The organism is Treponema sp. UBA7567, from assembly GCF_002476655.1.
GTDB lineage: Bacteria > Spirochaetota > Spirochaetia > Treponematales > Treponemataceae > Treponema_D.
This window is the reverse complement of sequence record NZ_DLLH01000014.1, coordinates 1-13,075: the sequence shown is the minus strand read 5'-3', so window position 1 is coordinate 13,075 and position 13,075 is coordinate 1. Positions and strand designations below refer to the sequence as shown.

Below are 13,075 nucleotides of genomic sequence, written 5' to 3'. Positions count from 1 at the left end.
GCTTCCGGTCTACACGTTCCGATACAGGGCGGAGGAGGACAAAAATATACTTATGGACGACGGGACGGTCAACATCTTTTTCAACGCGGCCATGTATGATAAAATGCGGTCGGAGAGTTTGTTCTTAAAAATTGCATGACGCAGAAAACTTCAGTTTTCAAGGAATGCAATTCCGTCCACGTAGTGGACACTTTAATCAAGGCAGTTTTCAAAGGAAACTGTCAGTTAAAATAAAATGCGCTATTTTTGCGTTTTATTTTAACCATTCATTTTTTAAATACCTTTGCGGAAAAACAGCAAAAGACGATTTTACAGACAGGCTTTCCGCGCTGGTGGAGCGTGTAAAGATGAATGCCCAGTGGAGGCACAGATATATGACAATCGAACAGGAGATTAAGCTGCAGGCAAGAAATTTGGCGCAAGATATGGCAAAAGATATGGCACAAGACATTGCTAAAGATATGGCTAACGATATTGCGAGCGAAAAAACTCTCCAAACTGCCAAAAACTTGCTTAAAATAAACATCTCACCTGAACAGATTGCTTCTGTTACAGGGCTTTCCTTGGAGCAGGTTAAAAGCTTAAAAACTGGCAAAAGCTAAATCTCAAAAAACAGGTGGTAATATTTTTAATATCACCTGTTCTTGCAGTCATTTTTCTACGCTTTTAATCATTTCTTTTCCCCACCATTCGCACAGTTCTTCGTAGGCCTGCAACTGGAGTTCCGGGATTACTGCTTTTTTTAGCTGCTCAAGATTGTTTCTTGCGTAATACCGGCATGTCTTTTTCAACTCTTCAATTTCGGCTTCTGTAAGATTTTTGGCTTCTATGTCTTTTTTCTGAACAAAATCCAGAAGAACAGTGCTTGCGCTTGCGGCAGAGCAAACTTTTTTCCATTGCTCAAGGCTGTAAATTTTCTTTTCAGACGAAATTCCTGTATCGACACAGTAAGAATACACTTCGTTTTTTATGCCGGCATATTTTTTTGCATAAAAGGCAAGAAAAAAATAAACCAAAAAATCTTCCGCAAAGACACAATATACTGGAGGAATTTTTTCAAACGCATTCAAGCACAATTCACGCTCAAAAAGCTTTGCCCACAAAAAACCGCAATGGTTGCGCTGAACCAAAAAGCCATTTAGAATCTCATCTTTGCACAAAAAGCCTTCGGCGCGGCAATCTGTCCCGGCAAAAACATTGGTTATTTTTTTTGTAATTTCAAGAATCCTATTCTCTAAAAATTTTTTATCCTTTTCAGAAAGATTTTTTAAGTCCTGCTCAGTTTTGACTTTTGCCCTGCCATGAACAATGTCCGCTCCATTTTTTTCGGCAATCTCATACAGCGCGCTCAATGCGTCCGGCAAAAGAAAGTCGTCGCTGTCCACAAACATTATGTATTTTCCGGCCGCCGCATAAACTGCAGAACGGCGGGCTTCTACAAGGCCTTTGTTTTTTTCGTGCTGAACAAGCTTTACACAAAAATTTGGACTTTTATGCTTTTTGCAAAACTCTTTTAAAATCTTCTTTGTATTCAGCTCTTTTTCTTTTAACCGGCCAATTCCCTCGTCATCAACAACAATAATTTCAAAGCCGCAAAAATTTTGAGAGCAAATGCTTTCCAGGCATGCAGGCAGAAGTTTTTGCGTGCCGCAGACAGGCACACAGACAGAAATCTTTATCAATTTTTTTTTAAACAAACTGAGCATATAAAAAAATTATATCATAAAAAAAAGCGGCTTGCTCCACTTGTTATTATCGAGCGTTCGACTTCTCTGTCATTATCAGTCTTGGCCATTTGTCATTATCGGGCTTGACCGTTTGTCATTATCGGGCTTGACCCGATAATCCATGCGGATAGATTGCCGTGTCAAGCACGGCAATGACAAAAAAAAGCACGCAATGACAAAAAAAAGCACGGCAATGACAAAAAAGAAGAAAGCACAAGAATGGCAGAGACAAAAAAAGCGCGGCAATGACAAAAAAACAACTGCGGGAATGACAGTTTTGTTAGCATTGGAATGACAAAAAAAGCAAGCGCCATAATAGCAGTTTTTACTTACCGGCCGGCTGTCTTTAGAAAACTTTAATTTTCTGTATAATAAAAATTAGTTGTGCCAATATCAAACGATACAGAAATGCTGGCAGCTCCTCTTGAAAGCGTTGAGCCGTCAATATCAAACTCAACAATAGAGTCTTTATTTTTTAGTGCTCCACTACTGCCGTCTACCGCCTTCAAATAAAAGCCATCGTCAACAATTACAATCTTCTTTGGCACAACAGCGCAGAACTTTGTAGGCCCAAAAAAGTCGGTATTGGCTGAATCAGTTGCATCAGGAATACAATAGTAATCCGTATAAGAACCTGTACTATGAGTATAGCTAAATTCTTTTACCTCTGATGCCCAGCCAAACTTCTCAAAAGAGCCGGTTTCTGTGCTGATTTTTACCAGCGCGCCGCGGCTATAAAAATAATCGTTGCTACTAAGCCCAACAGAACTAGAAGCCTCCTTTACAAGCGCATAAACATTCTCTGTACCATAGCCAAGGCCGTCTCCAAACTGCAAATCCGTTATCGAAATTGAATCATAGGAAGCATCATGCTTAGAAGAATCATAGCCTTCCAAAACATCTTGCGAAACAAGAGATTTTACAAGGCTTGGAGTTCCTACCGCAATGCTTCCAGAATCTACGGTCACAGTCGCTTTATAAACATTGCATGAGCTGTCTGCAAAATAAAAGTCATTTCCGTTGACTGCGATATTTGTTAAAGAAACGTTCTCTCCGAGAGCCGAAGTATTCATCGTTGCTCTTGCAGCTACAGCAGGCGTATCTCCCGTAGAAACAGCATAAACTGTCGCTGAGCTGTCTCCATTTACAAGCAGATATATATATCCGTTCACAGCGTCATAGCACATATCTGCAGGGCTGCTTGTAATTTCTGAAAGTTCGGCTGTTAAGTCAGAATCAGTTGAATAAGAATTTGAAGAAACTTTCATCGAATATTTGTTCAAAGCCGCCACGCTATCCGAAAACTCCACAGTCCAAAGATTGTAATTTTTGTCAAAGCAATAGCATTTAGAATTATAACTTTCTTTTAGGGTGCTTTCTGCCGCGTCTGAATCAGTATAATCATAAATTTGCTTCATACTTAAAGAATGAGTTCCAGAAATCCAGACAGCCGCGCTGCGGCTTGGCGTCTTAAAAGTAAAGCTAAGCTCGCAAAGATAGAGTTTTTCTCCAACAGACACAAAGCAGCTTACAACGTTTGTACCGTCAATTTTTAGGCTGTCATTCTGCGTAGGATCAAAATATATAAGCTCATCTGTGATGCTGTCATCAATTGAGTCCCCGTTCAAGTACCATAAGCATTTTTCGATTTCTATGCCGTCAGGGGCTTTAAGCTTAATATTAAGGTCGGAAGATTCATACGGAATAACGCTGCCAGAGCTGTAAGTTTCAGAATCCGAGCCGCTTGTATAATACGCCTCAATAGAAAGGTCCGCGCTTGACTCTGCTGTTATGCCTTCCATGCTTGCAGGCTTTATATAGAATTCGCAGGAACCGTCATCTCCAGAAACACTAATCACCGTATTCTGATCCGAAACCTTTTTCGAGCCATATTCGAAGAGCGAGAAGCAGCTTGTGTCAATTTCAGAGGCTGAATAAAAGAAAGGTGCGGCTACATATGCTGTAAAGTTGTCTGCTGTAGTTCCGTCTTCGCTGTCTTTAACCGCAAATATGTTCAATTTGTCGTCAATTGAATCTACAAAAGCGGCATTGATGCAGGCTCCGTTTTTAAGGGTAATATCAAGCGGCTTTCCTTTCTCAACAGTAATGCCGCTTGCTTCAAATTTTTCATTTCCGTCTGTTGCAACAAGGCAGACAGAGCCCGAAAGAGCGGTTGTAACGGTATTTGTATCAGGATCCGAAGCGAGCGCTATAGATTGGCTTTCTCCTAAATAGATTGAACATTTTTTTGAATCTTCAAGAGCTTCCTTTAACTCATTGAATGTTTTTATGTCAATTACAGGAGCACTGTCCATAAAAATCTCAACTTCCGATACTTCAGGCCAAGTCTTTGTCAACTTTTCCAAAAGCGCCGTAAGGTTTTTTCTTGAGGACACAGCAAGGCCGTTCATATTTTGCGCGCTTTCTGAAGTGCCGTTTGTCGCATAGTATTTTTTTACGGACGTGCTGGAAATTTTTATATCCGAGTCTGTAGTTTTTATTCCGGAGGCAATTTCTACCATCATTTTGTCGTTCGGAATTTCTATTTTAACACTGTCATTACAATAGAACTCAAGCTTGTACCAGCCTGGAGCGATATCTTCTCCAGTAAGAGCATAAACGCTGTCGGAAGAGCTAGAAAAAACAAGGTTGTTTTTATCAGTTGAATACTCAATATCGCCTGTCTGATTATTTTTAAGTGTAACAAGCAAGGCAGGAGCATAATTTGATATACCGGCCGCATCAAAAGAAAGCTCAAGGCTGCCTTTGGTAGAACTGTCTTTTTTTAGTTCGACAAGCACTGTTATGCTGTTTTTTGCAGATTCCGAAGAAACTGAAACACCTTCTTTTGTTCCGCTGACGGTTATTGTGCCGTTTCCTTCAGAATAGCTTCCTTCGAGAGCGATATTGTACGTTCCGACCGGAATCAATTTTGCATTAAGGACACCCTCGCTGTAATAAAGGGACGGGCTGCCAGAGCTAGAATCCGAAGAGCCGGAAGTCCACGCAAGCTCAATGGATTTTTCGTCGGAATCGCCTGTAGGCTCAAAAGCTATTTTCCAGGAAGTTATTTTGTCTAATTCAAAGCTTCCGGCCGAAATATAGCGTCCTTTTGAATCAAAACTAATCGAAACAGAAGTATTTTCTTTTAGATTAGATTTTTCTGCAGTTTTTGAGTCCAGAATGTCCGCGCATCCTGCAAAGAGCGCAATTACAGCAAAAGCTGCAAGTCCTTGTAAAAAGCGTTTAATTTTCATATTTTTCTCCACAAATTTAGTTTTTATGTTCATTTTTACTGCCATTTATAGATTGCTAAACGAGTTTGATATGCAAACATCGCAGTGTCGAGCACGGCAATGACAAAAACCATTGCCATTATCTGGTCGACAATTTTTGTCATTATCGGGCTCGATTGTCCTGTCATTATCGGGCTCGACCCGATAATCTAACTGTCCTGTCTTTCCCGCGCTCGATGCGGGAATCTTCCTTATAAAAGGCTTCTTAAGGGTTTTAGTTTTCCTTCAAAACAAAAATGTATTCAATTCCTATGCGCTCACCGCCAGAGCTTATAAAGCACATAAGATTGTTGTTTTTTTCCTCTCCGCCGTTTTCTGTCAGAACAACATCATCATTCTGTGTTAAGTTGAGCTCAAAAGAGGACTTGTCTTTTGCACAGGCAATGTCTTTTCCGTTCATATACCAGCTGTAGGAATACGAGTCAAAGCCGAATTCTTTTTCGCACTCGATAGAAAATTCAATCGCTTTATCCTCATAAGCCAATTCTGGAATATTGCCGCCAGAATACTTGTATTCGGCTGAGTCTTTTTTTGCGCAGATACTGAATTCACTTGCATCAATTCCTGAAATTTCCGAATCTGCTTTTATCCGCTCAAGCTCAACATCAAGAGAATTATCCCCTGCCTCAAGCTCAACGTAATAAGGCTCAGTATTTTTGTAGTTTTCAAGCTCTCCGTTCAAAATTTTAGCATTCACCTCGATTTTTGAACCAGGATTCAAGTCTTCTATCGTAAATACAGCAGGCTTATCAGAACCGCTTTTAGGCTCTGCTATCGCAAACTGCTCTGAACGATTTAAATCGCCGCTCAGGCGCACATCCAAAGTCCAGTCTCCTGCGCTGCTCTCCCTGGCTGAACGCGCAAGTTCCGCAGGAACAGCAAAGCTGACAGAAGAAGTCTCGCTTGCGGCACAAGAAAAAAGCAAAGCGCAAAAAAGCGTCGCCGCAACACAGAAACAAACTCTTTTTATCATAAAGTCCTCCGCCTTAAAAAATCAAAACAAACGTAGCAAAGTATAACGCACAAGGCAGGCATTTTCAATTTTTGCAACGAAAAAGACAAAAAAACAAAAGCAGTTTTAAACAACTTTAGTAGAATAACATCTTTTTATCAAGTGGAGCGAATGTCATTGCCGCCCTTGACTTTTGTCATTATCAGGCTTGACTTTTGTCATTATCGGGCTTGGCTTTTGTCATTATCAAGCTTGACCTTTGTCATTATCGGGCTTGGCTTTTATCATTATCAAGCTTGACTTTTGTCATTATCGGGCTTGACCCGATAATCCCATATGCAAGGCTTGCGGCATCTTTCTGACAGTATGTAAATATCTTTCTGTAAGGCTTGCGGCATTTTCCTGACAGTATGTAAATATCTTTCTGTAAGTCCTGCAACATTCTCCTGTCAGTCCTGCAACATTTTCCTGCAAGGCTTGCGGCGCTTTCCGGATTTACGTCTTTACATCAAGCAATAATAAAAAAGTGTCCGAAAACCAAACATTGAAAGAAAAAACTGGACAGGCATAAAAAAACCGGCAAAAACAGAATTTAAGCCGGTTTCTTATCATACAAAATATTTTTTAATTCTATTCAAGAACTGTTGCTTCGTGCGAGCCTTTAAGGTCTGCTCCCAAATCGTGCTCAGAAGCTTTTACATAGCCGATTTTATAGGCCTTCATATCTGGAATTCCAAGTTTCTTGTGGACATCTGTCGCAAAATCAGCAGCTTTTTTGTTAAAATGCTCGGCAATCGCATCGGCATCTTCTTTTTTAACGGCAAGAACAAGTCCGATTCCCATGTTGTATGTTCCCCACATGCCTTCCGGATCTGCTCCGCGGCGCTCGAGCTCGGCAAAAATCGCAGGCTTTTCCCAGCTGTCCTTTTTGATTACGCTTACAAGGTTCGCGCCTTTTTTGTACATTCTAGGAACATTCTCATAAAAGCCTCCGCCTGTAATATGAACCATTCCGTGGATTTTTTCGCCAAATGTCTCCAAAGCGTCCATAACAGGGCGCACATAAATGCGTGTCGGAGTAAGCAAAACTTCTCCAATCGGTTTTCCGTTAAAGTCTTCGTTAAAATCCTTTACGAGCTTGCGGACAAGAGAGTATCCGTTTGAGTGGCATCCTGTCGAAGAAAGCCCAATCAAAACATCCCCGGCCTCGATTCTGTCGCCGGTAATCATTTTTTCTTTTTCGCCAAAACCTACGCCAAAACCGGCAAGGTCGTATTTTCCGTCATCGTAAAAACCAGGCATTTCGGCGGTTTCTCCGCCCAGAAGCGCGCATCCGGCATCAACGCAGCCGTCGGCAACACCTTTTACAAGCTGTCCGGCAACTTTTGCGTCGAGTTTTCCGCAGGCAACATAGTCCAAGAAGAACGAAGTCTTTACACCGGAACACAAAATGTCGTTTACGCTCATTGCAACGCAGTCAATTCCAACAGTGTCGTATTTTCCCATCTGAAAAGCAATGTCGAGCTTTGTGCCCACACCGTCAGTGCCAGAAACAGCGACCGGATGCTTTAAGCCGGCAGGAATTTCAAACATTCCGTTAAAGCTTCCCAAATCCGTCAAAAGTCCAGGAATACGGGTGCGCTTTGCATGAACCTTGTATTCGTTTACAGCGTTGTAACCTTCTTCAACATCAACGCCAGAATCTTTGTAGTCAATTGTCGCCATATTTTTCCTCAATAATTTGGAGCGCATTTTTCGTTCCCGGCCGCGCTTGCGCAGTTCGGTAACCCTCAGTCCTTCGGACCGGCTAACGCCGCTGCTCCAGTGCGGGCTAAGATTTTTTTATAATATCAATTTTTCGCTCTTGTGTCATTATGCGCTAAAACGCAACGTCAAGACCGGAAGCCACGGCTTCATCTGCAAGCTTTTTGCGGAAAGCCGCAAGTTTTTCTTTTAGCTCTGGATATTTTATCGAAAGAATTTCCGCCGCAAGGTAAGCCGCGTTTTTTGCAGAATTTATTCCGACTGTCGCAACCGGAATTTGCGGAGGCATCTGCACAATAGAAAGAAGCGCGTCCATTCCGCCCAGACCGTTAGAAACTCCGGGATTTACACATTCGAGCGGAACTCCAATAACAGGAAGTGTCGTTGCTCCTGCAATAACACCCGGCAAAGCCGCCGCAAGTCCGGCTCCTGCAATAATCACTTCAAAACCTTCATCTTCAACTTTTTTTACAGTTTCGTGCAAAAGCGCGCCTGCGCGGTGAGCCGACAGAATAAAAGCCTTGTATTCAATTCCAAATTCCTTTAAAACGTCTGCCGCTTTCTTCATAGTATCTTTGTCTGATTTAGAGCCAAAAAAAATCGCAACTTTCATAAAAACCACCTCGGATTCATAGTACCTTAAAATCAAAACAAATTCTATAAAAAGCCTTTTTTTGCCAAAAAGGCTTCTCATTTTGTAACCGTAATCCAGCGGATTTTATTTTTTGACTCTGGCGATATGTACTTTTTAAATGCAGAATAAACCTGTCCTGCGCTTACGTTCTGCACTTGAGAAGAGCGTTTTAGATATGTGTCCGGTTTTCCTGAATATTCAAGCGAAGTAATAATATTTGCGGCTACTCCTGTTCCGCTCTGGCTCGAATCGAACAATGTCGTAATGTATTTGTTTTTGTATTGCTCTAGTTTTTCTTCAACCTGCTTTTCGCCCGGAAAACTTTCAATCGCCTTGTAAATCAACGAATGAATGTTTTCCGTATCGCTTATTTTGTAAGCGCTTATCGCTCCGAGCATCTGCTTTCCGCCAAGAACGCCCGTTCCGATTGAGTAAACAGCGCCTGCTTTCTCGCGCACCTGGTCAAAAAATATATCATCCAAATACATAAGAGAAATTGCAAAAGGCACATAATCCGGATCATACCGCTCTGGACAGTTAAAAAATCCGATTGAATAGCCAGAAGTTCCAGCCTGCTCATTTTTTAGGAAAATATCCTCGCCTTCAACCAAAATCTCTCCAACTTCCGGAGATTTGTAGCTTCCTTTTTGAATCGCCCCAAAATAAGAATTGAGCTTTTCGACCAGTTTTTTCTGTCCGTCCAAGTCCATATTTGCGACAACGACAAATTTTATTCTTTTTGCATCCAAAAGTTTTTTATGGTGATTTTTAATTTCGTCCAAAGTAATAAGCTTTAACGACTCTTCGGTTACAGAGGCCGAGCTTGCATAAGAAGTTTTTCCAAACGCCGTTTTTTCAAGCTCAATTCCAAGCTGGCCGCTCGGATCAGATTTTGAGCGCACAAGAGAATCTTCTTCGTTAAGCATCATCTGCTTAAAATCGTTTTCTAAAAAAGCCGGCGAATTTATTGAATCGGCATAGACTTCGAGAACGCCATCCAAGTCTTTTTGGAGGCATTTTATTCCGGCGACGCTGTAATCGCGTCCGCTCGAAGCGCTCATCGAAAAAGAAATTCCGTACTGCATGTTTTGAATGTCTTCGTACGAAAATTTTTTGCTTCCGTGGAACATAAGCTCAAGTGCAAGGCCTTCAATTCCTGCCATTTTTGGACTTACAAGCGGAGTTCCGCCTTCAAAAACCGTGCGCAAAACAAAAACCTGTCCGCCGTTCGTCTTTTTAAAAATCACTGGAATTCCGTTTTTTAACTCATATTGCGAAAAATCTTTTACATTTTCTTCATAATAAGCGTCTTTTTCGTTTTTTGGAGACGAGGCGCAGCCTGCAAGAAAAAATATTTGTGCCGCAAGCAAAACAAAAAATGCTTTTTTTATAATCTTCATTATTTTCCTCCGAAAAATGCCTTTTTAGAGCGGATTTATTTCCACCAGCGGGCATTTTCTGCATTAAGCTCCTGCCAGCCGTCTTTTTCAAATTCTTTTTTATTTTCCCTGTAATATTCCGGGTTTACAAAAAGAACGGCAAGCCCTTTTTTATCTTTTATATATTTTTCAACAAAAGAGCGGACATCTTTATTTTCAACTTTTAAAATATTTTCGTCATAAGAAAGAGCATAATCCGCACCAGAAGAAGCCCATTCCGAAGAAAAGCCCCGTAAAAAAAGAGAAGCGGTTTCCATTGAATAGGTTCTGCTGTCTTCAAGCCTGCCCTTTACGCTTTTTATGTCTTTTTCGTCGTATCCAGTTCCGCTTTTGAGCATATCGTCCACTGCCTGCGTGTTCCAGTAGTCAAGAATAAGCTGCGCCCTTTTTTGCGGTGAAATTTTTTCATCATTCATAAAAGCGGCAGAAAAACTTATAACTCCGCTAGCCCGCATTGTCGAATACGAGCCGCCGATATAATCCGCATCTGGAATATTCAGTTCTTTATTTTGTATTGCCCTGGAAATAAAATTTCCAGACGGGTTTGAAAGGAGATACGACCAGACATCTGCCGCATAAGTGTCATTCTCGTCGCTCTGGGAGTCAGGTCCGCGCAGATAAAAAACAATTCTGCTTATTCCCTTTGAATTTTGAGGATCGGCAAAGACAAGCTTTTTTGTGGCCGAAAATGGAGTTTTTGACGAAGTTTCGATTTTCTTTCCAATTTGGGCGTTTTTTCCGTTCTGCCAGCCGCCGTAAATTTCTTTTACGAGAGAATAGACTTCTTCGTGCTTTACATCGCCTCCGACAAAAAGTCCGGTGTTTGCAGGAACATAATATTCTTCCTGAATTTTTTTAAGGCTTTCCGCTGTCGCATTTCTTATGATTTTTGGATCGCCGGAAGTGTCGGTTTTCCAGGGACATTCAAAAAAAAGATTTTTAAAAACTCCTGCGCCGAAAATTCTTCCCGGCTCGCTCATTCCGCCTTCTATTTCCGACAAAACAACAGATTTCTCGTTTTCGAGCTCTTTTTCGTCAAGAAGCGGAGTGCGGATTGCATAAGACCAGTATTCAAGTCCGTCTTTTAAAAGTCCCGACGGCACTGTAAAAAAATAATTTACGCGGTCAATCGAAGTCGTTCCGTTCCACTCAGAAACGCCCATTTTATTCAAAGCGGCATACGCCTCCTTTTGATTTGCGTATTTTGCATTTCCTTTGAACATCATGTGCTCGTAAAGATGAAAAAGCCCCGCGTTTTCCGGCGTCTGGGCAACAGCTCCGGCTTTTACGGCAATTTCGATGTAAACAAGCGGAGCAGAATCATTTTCCATTACAAAAAGTTCAAGTCCGTTTTCGAGCTTATACTTAAAAAGCGACGGAACAGAAGTCTTTTGGGCAGGCAAGACAAAAACCGCGCCGCACAAAAAAAAGGCCGTTAAAAAAAATTTAAAAATTTTCCGAGTCATATATTCAATATAACAATATTGCGGTTTCTTAGATACAGTTATTCAGGACAACTCTATTGACACATACCCCATAGAGGTATTATATATTTTCTGGAAGAAATATAAAAAGAAAGGAAATCCTAATGGAATCAAAAAACAAATGCTGCTGCTCAGCAAGAACAAAAGAACGAAGTCCGGAAGAATTTAAGATTCTTTCAAACAGGCTCAGCCGTATTGAGGGCCAGATTCGGGGAATCAAAAAAATGCTCGAAAACAACGCCTATTGCCCGGACATTTTAATTCAGGTTTCGGCGGTGAATGCGGCGTTAAACTCGTTCAACAAAGTTCTTTTGGCAGAACACATAAATTCCTGCGTAGTGAACGATATTAAAGACGGAAAAACAGAAACCGTCGGCGAGCTTGTGGAAATTCTTCAAAAGCTTATGAAATAGCAAAAGGAAAATTTATGGATAAATACATAGTAACTGGAATGTCCTGCGCGGCCTGCGCTGCAAGAGTTGAAAAAGCGGTTTTAAAAGTTCCGGGAGTCAATTCATGCACGGTAAGCCTTCTGACAAATTCCATGGGAGTCGAAGGAGAAGCCTCTTCCGAAAAAATAATAAATGCTGTCGAAAAAGCCGGCTACAAAGCGCAGAAATTCTCATCAAAAGAAAGCCATTCAATTCAAGGCCAGACTCCGTCCGAAGACAGCGAGACTCCGCTCTTAAAAAAAAGGCTCGTCTGGTCGGTTTTGCTGCTGTCAGTCTTAATGTATTTTAGCATGGGACACATGATGTTTGGCTGGCCGATTCCAGCCTGGCTTACAAAAAACGGCGGAAATCACGTCGCAATGGGAATTTTACAGATGGTTCTCTCGGCTCTCATAATGCTCGTAAATAAAAAATTCTTCGTTTCTGGATTTAAAAGTCTTATTCATCTTGCGCCTAACATGGACACTCTCGTTGCCCTCGGTTCCGGAGTTTCGTTTGTTTACAGCGTTTTTGTGCTTTTTGAGATGACGGATTCGGTTTTGCTAATGGACAGCGCGCGCACTCTAAAACTTATGAACGGTTTTTATTTTGAAAGCGCGGCGATGATTGTAACTCTTATAACAGTCGGAAAGCTCTTAGAGTCAATCTCAAAAGGAAAGACAACAGACGCGCTTAAAAGCCTTATGAAGCTTTCTCCAAAAACCGCAGTTCTCCTAAAAAACGGAGCAGAAAAAACTGTCAAAATCGAAGAAGTTCAAAAAGACGATATTTTTGTAGTCCGCCCTGGAGAAAATATTCCTGCCGATGGAATTATTATTGAAGGAAGCTGCTCTGTAAACGAATCTGCGCTCACAGGAGAATCGATTCCTGTTGACAAGAAAAACGGCGACAAGGTCTGCGCGGCAACTTTAAATCAGACAGGATTTATAAAATGCAGGGCCGTAAAAGTCGGAGAAGACACAACTCTTTCGCAGATAATTCAAATGGTAAGCGACGCCGCCGCGACAAAAGCTCCGATTGCAAAAATTGCGGACAAAGTTTCTGGAATTTTCGTTCCGGCAGTAATTTTAATTTCGATTTTTACATTTTTGGCCTGGATTTTTGCAGGCGAAGAGTTTTCATTCGCCCTAAACCGCGCAATAACCGTTCTTGTCGTAAGCTGCCCTTGCGCGCTCGGTCTTGCAACTCCAGTCGCAATAATGGTCGGAAACGGAATCGGCGCAAAAAACGGGATTCTGTTCAAAACCTCCGCTGCGCTTGAACAGACAGGAAAGTCAAAAATTGTAATCTTGGACAAAACAGGAACAATCACAAAAGGAGATCCTCT

At 41.5% G+C, this 13,075-nt stretch carries 10 protein-coding genes; 3 read left to right on the top strand and 7 right to left on the bottom strand.

The genetic code is table 11. The annotated features are described in order from the left end of the window. The first annotated feature begins 347 nt into the window (after nucleotides 1-347). Nucleotides 348-602: a hypothetical protein gene (locus B3Y13_RS01365; protein ID WP_296692214.1), complete on the top strand. Its 255-nt coding sequence runs from the start codon at nucleotides 348-350 to the stop codon at nucleotides 600-602. 48 nt (nucleotides 603-650) lie between these two features. Here B3Y13_RS01365 and B3Y13_RS01360 read toward each other — a convergent pair whose 3' ends face one another. From B3Y13_RS01360 to B3Y13_RS01330, 7 genes are all read right to left on the bottom strand, one after another. Next, nucleotides 651-1,706 carry a glycosyltransferase family 2 protein gene (locus tag B3Y13_RS01360; RefSeq protein WP_296692211.1) on the bottom strand — a complete coding sequence of 352 codons (1,056 nt, stop codon included), beginning with the start codon at nucleotides 1,704-1,706 and terminating at the stop codon, nucleotides 651-653. A gap of 377 nt (nucleotides 1,707-2,083) precedes the next feature. Continuing rightward, the gene (locus B3Y13_RS01355; RefSeq protein ID WP_296692207.1) at nucleotides 2,084-4,984 is read right to left on the bottom strand and encodes a hypothetical protein; all 2,901 of its coding nucleotides are present in this window, start codon (nucleotides 4,982-4,984) and stop codon (nucleotides 2,084-2,086) included. A 253-nt stretch (nucleotides 4,985-5,237) separates the two neighbouring features. Beyond that, complete coding sequence (locus B3Y13_RS01350; protein ID WP_296692206.1) at nucleotides 5,238-5,996, bottom strand: hypothetical protein; 759 nt, start codon at nucleotides 5,994-5,996, stop codon at nucleotides 5,238-5,240. A 609-nt stretch (nucleotides 5,997-6,605) separates the two neighbouring features. Beyond that, nucleotides 6,606-7,700, bottom strand: coding sequence for a phosphoribosylformylglycinamidine cyclo-ligase (gene purM / locus B3Y13_RS01345; protein ID WP_296668056.1), 1,095 nt, complete (start codon nucleotides 7,698-7,700; stop codon nucleotides 6,606-6,608). 154 nt (nucleotides 7,701-7,854) lie between these two features. After that, nucleotides 7,855-8,352, bottom strand: coding sequence for a 5-(carboxyamino)imidazole ribonucleotide mutase (gene purE, locus B3Y13_RS01340; protein WP_296692203.1), 498 nt, complete (start codon nucleotides 8,350-8,352; stop codon nucleotides 7,855-7,857). A gap of 77 nt (nucleotides 8,353-8,429) precedes the next feature. Then, a complete protein-coding gene (locus tag B3Y13_RS01335; protein WP_296668052.1) occupies nucleotides 8,430-9,773 on the bottom strand; it encodes a M16 family metallopeptidase in 1,344 nt (447 codons plus the stop codon). A gap of 35 nt (nucleotides 9,774-9,808) precedes the next feature. After that, nucleotides 9,809-11,278 carry a M16 family metallopeptidase gene (locus B3Y13_RS01330; protein ID WP_296692200.1) on the bottom strand — a complete coding sequence of 490 codons (1,470 nt, stop codon included), beginning with the start codon at nucleotides 11,276-11,278 and terminating at the stop codon, nucleotides 9,809-9,811. Between the two features lie 122 nt (nucleotides 11,279-11,400). On the opposite strand from B3Y13_RS01330, the gene B3Y13_RS01325 reads away from it, so the two are divergent. Together B3Y13_RS01325 and B3Y13_RS01320 are read left to right on the top strand one after the other, a co-directional pair. Further along, nucleotides 11,401-11,709, top strand: coding sequence for a metal-sensing transcriptional repressor (locus B3Y13_RS01325; RefSeq protein ID WP_296021053.1), 309 nt, complete (start codon nucleotides 11,401-11,403; stop codon nucleotides 11,707-11,709). 14 nt (nucleotides 11,710-11,723) lie between these two features. Beyond that, nucleotides 11,724-13,075 (top strand): heavy metal translocating P-type ATPase (locus tag B3Y13_RS01320; RefSeq protein WP_296692197.1); only part of this gene is annotated, 1,352 nt, incomplete at its 3' end.

What these genes read in the sequence shown, in the direction of transcription:
- purM (WP_296668056.1), bottom strand. Translation starts at nt 7,700, where the DNA reads ATGGCGACAATTGACTACAAAGATTCTGGCGTTGATGTTGAAGAAGGT.
- B3Y13_RS01325 (WP_296021053.1), top strand. Translation starts at nt 11,401, where the DNA reads ATGGAATCAAAAAACAAATGCTGCTGCTCAGCAAGAACAAAAGAACGA.
- B3Y13_RS01350 (WP_296692206.1), bottom strand. Translation starts at nt 5,996, where the DNA reads ATGATAAAAAGAGTTTGTTTCTGTGTTGCGGCGACGCTTTTTTGCGCT.
- B3Y13_RS01355 (WP_296692207.1), bottom strand. Translation starts at nt 4,984, where the DNA reads ATGAAAATTAAACGCTTTTTACAAGGACTTGCAGCTTTTGCTGTAATT.
- B3Y13_RS01330 (WP_296692200.1), bottom strand. Translation starts at nt 11,278, where the DNA reads ATGACTCGGAAAATTTTTAAATTTTTTTTAACGGCCTTTTTTTTGTGC.
- purE (WP_296692203.1), bottom strand. Translation starts at nt 8,352, where the DNA reads ATGAAAGTTGCGATTTTTTTTGGCTCTAAATCAGACAAAGATACTATG.
- B3Y13_RS01360 (WP_296692211.1), bottom strand. Translation starts at nt 1,706, where the DNA reads ATGCTCAGTTTGTTTAAAAAAAAATTGATAAAGATTTCTGTCTGTGTG.
- B3Y13_RS01335 (WP_296668052.1), bottom strand. Translation starts at nt 9,773, where the DNA reads ATGAAGATTATAAAAAAAGCATTTTTTGTTTTGCTTGCGGCACAAATA.
- B3Y13_RS01365 (WP_296692214.1), top strand. Translation starts at nt 348, where the DNA reads ATGAATGCCCAGTGGAGGCACAGATATATGACAATCGAACAGGAGATT.